This window comes from Streptomyces sp. CLV115, from assembly GCF_038448545.1.
Taxonomy (GTDB): Bacteria; Actinomycetota; Actinomycetes; order Streptomycetales; family Streptomycetaceae; genus Streptomyces; species Streptomyces sanglieri.
In genome coordinates this window covers 1-5,102 of sequence record NZ_JBCEWQ010000281.1, presented here as the reverse complement: position 1 = coordinate 5,102, position 5,102 = coordinate 1, and the positions used below count along the sequence as shown (strand labels likewise).

The 5,102-nt window shown below is 69.8% G+C and carries 5 protein-coding genes; 3 read left to right on the top strand and 2 right to left on the bottom strand.

Annotation, left to right across the window (positions count from 1 at the left end; all coding sequences use genetic code 11):
* Positions 1-33: 33 nt before the first annotated feature.
* Entirely contained in the window at positions 34-912 is an 879-nt protein-coding gene (locus tag AADR41_RS41115) for a menaquinone biosynthetic enzyme MqnA/MqnD family protein (RefSeq protein ID WP_342287496.1), read from the bottom strand.
* 404 nt (positions 913-1,316) lie between these two features.
* Here AADR41_RS41115 and AADR41_RS41110 point away from each other — a divergent pair, with 404 nt between their 5' ends.
* Together AADR41_RS41110 and AADR41_RS41105 are read left to right on the top strand one after the other, a co-directional pair.
* Positions 1,317-1,520 (top strand): cold-shock protein, encoded by a 204-nt coding sequence (locus tag AADR41_RS41110; protein ID WP_003967102.1) that lies wholly within the window; start codon positions 1,317-1,319, stop codon positions 1,518-1,520.
* Positions 1,521-1,735: 215 nt separating this feature from the next.
* Entirely contained in the window at positions 1,736-2,563 is an 828-nt protein-coding gene (locus AADR41_RS41105) for a MerR family transcriptional regulator (protein WP_342287495.1), read from the top strand.
* Between the two features lie 226 nt (positions 2,564-2,789).
* Here AADR41_RS41105 and AADR41_RS41100 read toward each other — a convergent pair whose 3' ends face one another.
* Complete coding sequence (locus AADR41_RS41100; protein WP_342287494.1) at positions 2,790-4,016, bottom strand: amidohydrolase family protein; 1,227 nt, start codon at positions 4,014-4,016, stop codon at positions 2,790-2,792.
* 260 nt (positions 4,017-4,276) lie between these two features.
* Here AADR41_RS41100 and AADR41_RS41095 point away from each other — a divergent pair.
* Positions 4,277-5,102: AfsR/SARP family transcriptional regulator (locus AADR41_RS41095; protein WP_342287493.1), on the top strand; the 826-nt coding region annotated here is incomplete at its 3' end.

The window sequence follows — 5,102 nt, the reverse complement described above, 5'->3', positions numbered from 1 at the left end:
GCTCTCGCCCCCTGCCCCCGCCCCCGACGGGCCTCAGCCGCCGAGCAGTTCGACGTTCACGTCGGCCGGGAAGCCGGTCGTCGGGCCGACCCGGCGCGCGAACTCCCGCACGCCCGCCAGCTGGTCCGGTCCGAAGCGGAAGTCCAGGGTCGTGAAGTACCGCTCCAGCACCTCCGAGTCGAAGGCCTCCCAGCGCGCCGCCTGCTCAGCGACCTTGGTGACCTCCTCCAGGGAGAGGTCCCGCGAGGCCAGGAACGCCTCGTGCACCTTGCCCACCCGGTCCGGCTCGGCCGCCAGATAGTCCTTGCGGGCCGCCCAGATCGCGAAGACGAACGGCAGCCCGGTCCATTCCTTCCACATCTGCCCCAGGTCGTGGACCTGGAGGCCGAGCCGGGGCGCGTCGTGCAGGTTGGCGCGCAGCGCGGCGTCGCCGATCAGCACGGCGGCGTCCGCCTCCTGCATCATCAGGCCGAGGTCCGGCGGGCAGGTGTAGTAGTCCGGGCTGACCCCGTACCGCTCGGCGAGCAGCAGTTGGGCCAGCCGGACCGAGGTGCGCGAGGTCGAGCCGAGGGCCACCCGGGCCCGGTCGAGCTGGTCCAGGGGCACCTGCGACACGATCACGCACGACATGACGGGCCCGTCGCAGCCCACCGCGATGTCGGGGAAGGCGACCAGGTCGTCGGCGTTGCGCAGGTACTCGACCAGGGTGACGGGGCCGATGTCCAGATCGCCCCTGATCAGCTGTTCGCTGAGCTTCTCCGGGGTGTCCTTCGAGAGCTCCAGGTCGAGCAGGGTTCCGGTGCGCGCCAGTCCCCAGTACAGGGGAAGGCAGTTCAGGAACTGGATGTGGCCGACGCGCGGCCGGCTGCGACGGTCGTCGCCTGCGACGGTTGAGACGGTTGAATTGTCCACATCGCGAGGCTAGACCTGTGGCGCGATCCGGACGCCACCGGGGGCGCGGGGCGCACCCGATCTCACCCCCAAGGCACTCCGGCTCACCCTCAAAGCACTCCGGCTCACTCCCGAGGCGCTCCGGGAGGGGCCTCGGACCCCCTCCGTACGCCCTGAAGTCACCCCCAGGACACCCGTTCGTAGGCCCACTTCGTCAGCTCATCAGCACGGCAATCAAACATCCGAGTGAAGTGATCTTTCCCTCTACCCTTCGATACACGCTGCGTGCTAGGCTCGACGCAAGTTGCAGTTTGGTTTCCCTTGCAGTACAGAGCCTGCGGAGCATGTAACCCGCAGGCTTTTGTAGTTTTCAGACTTCTTTGCAGGTTCTGGAGCAGGGCAACCCTTTGGCCCAAGGAGGGCTTATGGCTACCGGAACCGTCAAGTGGTTCAACGCTGAAAAGGGCTTCGGCTTCATCGCCCAGGACGGCGGCGGCCCGGATGTCTTCGTCCACTACTCCGCGATCAACGCGTCCGGGTTCCGCTCCCTTGAGGAGAACCAGGTCGTGAACTTCGACGTCACTCAGGGACCCAAGGGTCCGCAGGCTGAGAACGTCACCCCGGCCTAGTTGCCCGGGTCGGCCGATCGCGGCCGGCTAGTAGTACCCAAGGAGCCCCGCTCCTCCGCTTCGGCGGGGAACGGGGCTCCTGCCTTTCCCCCCTCTTTCCGCCCCCTTTTCCGTTCCTCCTCCTCTCCCCCCGCCCTTCTTTTCCTTCGCTGCGGGCCCGCAGGGCGACGGCGCTTGACCTTGACACCGTGTGAGGCGGTGGGCTGGGAGACATCATGTTCACCATCGGAGACTTCGTCCGGTACGGACGGGTGTCGGCCCGGATGCTGCGTCACTACGACGCCATCGGGCTGCTGCGCCCGGACCGTACCGACCCCGCCACCGGCTACCGCTTCTACGGCGCCGCCCAGCTCGCCCGTCTCAACCGCGTCATCGCCCTCAAGGATCTCGGCTTCACGCTCCAGCAGGTGCGGGCCATCCTCGACGAGCAGGTGGGCCCGGAGGAGCTGCGCGGGATGCTGCGGCTGCGCCGGGCGGAGCTGGAGGAGGCCATGAGGGCGGCGGCCGCGCGGCTGACGCAGGTCGAGGCGAGGCTCCGGTCGATCGAGAGCGAGGGAAGCATGTCCGTGGACGATGTCGTCGTCAAGAATGTTGCTGCGGTACGGGTCGCCGAGCTGACCGCCACCGCGACCGGCTTCGGGCCGGAGGAGATCTCTCTGGTGATCGGCCCGCTGTACGACCGGCTGTTCCCGCTGCTGGGCGAGGCGGGCGTCGCTCCGAGCGGTCCCGGGATCGCGCACTACGAGGACGCCCCGGAGGGCGGCGGCGCGGTCGTCGTGCACGCGGGGGTCACGGTGTCCGCCCCGGTGGGCCCGCTGGGCGACACCGGGATCACGGTGGTCGAGCTGCCCCCGTTCGAGGCGGCGACCGTCGTCCACCGGGGTTCGATGGACGGCGTGCTGCCGACGTCCCAGACGCTGGCCCGCTGGATCGACGCCAACGGCTACCGGTCCGCGGGGTACGCCCGGGAGATCAGCCTGGAGTGCCCCGAGGACCGGGACGAGTGGGTGACGGAGCTCCAGGAGCCGGTCGTCCGGGCCTGACACCGCCGGAACCGGTCGCCCGGGCCCGGCAGTAACCGGCCCCGGGAACCGGACCCGGACCCGGCACCGCCGCACGGATCCGATGGACCCGATGGACCCGATGGACCCGATGGACCCGATGGACCCGGTGGGTCCGGTGGGTCCGATGGGTCCGATGGACCCGGCACCGCCGTGTGAACCCGGGCCGGAAGGGTGTCTGCCGCGTCCCCTTCCGGCCCCGGGTGGGTCACGCCCCGGGCCCCGCCCACAGCCCGTCGTCCGTCAGCCCCAGCAGGTCGATCGCGTTGCGGCGCACGATCCGGTCCACCACATCGGCGTCCAGATGCCCCATCTGCGCCTCGCCGACCTCGCGCGACTTGGGCCAGGTGGAGTCGGAGTGCGGGTAGTCCGTCTCGTACAGGACGTTCCCGACCCCGATCGAGTCCAGGTTCTTCAGTCCGAAGGCATCGTCGAAGAAGCAGCCGAAGACGTGCTCGGAGAACAGCTCCGACGGCGGGCGGTGGACCTTGTCGGCGACGCCGCCCCAGGCCCGGTTCTCCTCCCAGACCACATCGGCACGTTCCAGGATGTACGGGATCCAGCCGATCTGCCCCTCCGCGTACATGATCCTGAGGTTCGGGAAGCGTTCGAACTTGCCGCTCATCAGCCAGTCGACCATCGAGAAGCAGCAGTTGGCGAAGGTGATGGTGGATCCGACGGCCGGCGGGGCGTCCGCCGAGGTGGACGGCATCTTCGAGGACGAGCCGATGTGCATGGCGATCACCGTCCCGGTCTCGTCACAGGCCCGCAGGAACGGATCCCACTCGTCCGTGTGAATCGAGGGCAGTCCGAGGTGCGGGGGTATCTCGGAGAACGCCACCGCACGCACCCCCCGCGCCGCATTGCGCCGGACCTCGGCCGCGGCCAGCTCCGCGTCCCAGAGCGGGATCAGGGTGAGCGGGACGAGCCGGCCGTGCGCCTCGGGCCCGCACCACTCCTCGACCATCCAGTCGTTGTACGCGCGCACTCCGAGCAGCCCCAGTTCGCGGTCCTTCGCTTCGGTGAAGGTCTGGCCGCAGAAACGCGGGAAGGTGGGGAAACAGAGCGCGGACTGGACGTGGTTGACATCCATGTCGGCGAGCCGGTCGGGGACCGAGAACGAACCCGGACGCATCTGCTCGTAGGTGATGATCTCCAGCTTGATCTCGTCCCGGTCGTAGCCGACCGCGGTGTCGAGCCGGGTCAGCGGGCGGTGCAGGTCCTCGTACACCCACCAGTCGCCGATCGGCCCGTCGACGCCCTTCGCGCCCATCACGGGCGCGAACTTCCCGCCCATGAAGGTCATTTCCTTGAGCGGGGCGCGAACGATCCGCGGGCCGCGGTCGAGGTACTTGGACGGGAGCCGGTCCCGCCAGACATGAGGGGGCTCCACCGTGTGGTCGTCCACCGAGATGATCTTCGGGAAGGTCTCCATGCACACCACCGTAGCGCTGATCTGACGAACCGTCAGCTCCTCGGACCGGACCCCGCCCGGTAATCGTTGTCGAGGGCTTGTGCAGAGAGTCACCCACTGCTGACGTGCCACCCAAGACAAGGCAGACTGTTGACCGCGATACCAGCGGTACCGACCAATCCGGATCCCCCGCCCCGGACGCCACATGGGCGGGCAATCCAGGCGGGCAGCATCAAGCAAGATGGGCAGCACAGGCGGGGCGAGCAGGGCAGGGGGCAGCAATGGACGGTGACATCGGGCCACACGTGCGTGTTCCGGAGCAGCGCGCTCCACAACAGCGGTCGGCGGGCGGCGTCGATCTGCGCTTCTCCGTACTCGGTCCGGTACGGGCATGGCGGGACGGCGAAGCGCTGTCGTCCGGCTCGCCGCAGCAGCGCGCCCTGCTGGCGGCGCTCCTGCTGCGCGGTGGCCGCACGGCCACCGCCTCGGAGCTCATCGACGCGATCTGGGGCGAAGAACCGCCCTCCCAGGCGCTCGCCACGATACGTACGTACGCCTCCCGGCTGCGCAAGGTGCTCGACCCGCAGACGCTGGTCAGCGACGCCGGCGGGTACGCGATCCGGGCCGGCCACGACGCGCTGGACGTGACGGTGGCCCAGGGGCTGGCGGCCGACGCGGACAAGGCGCGGGCCTCCGGCGACCGCTGCCAGGCCCGGACCCTCCTCAACAAGGCGCTCGGGCTGTGGGACGGCGAGGCGCTGGCCTCGGTGCCCGGACCGTACGCCGAGAACCAGCGCACCCGCCTGGAGGAATGGCGGCTCCAGCTCACCGAGACCCGCCTGGACCTGGACCTGGAGGTCGGCTGTCACGCCGAGGCGGTCTCCGAGCTGACCGCGCTCACGGCGGCGCACCCGCTGCGGGAGCGGCTGCGCGAGCTGCTGATGGTCGCCCTGTACCGCAGCGGCCGCCAGGCCGAGGCGCTGGTGGACACCAGCCTCGTGGAGTCGGCCGCCCCCGGCCGCTACCGCTACCACGACCTGGTGCGCCTCTACGCGCGTTCCTGCGCGGAGCGGGGCGAGGAGCCCCTGGAGGAACGGGAGTCGGCGC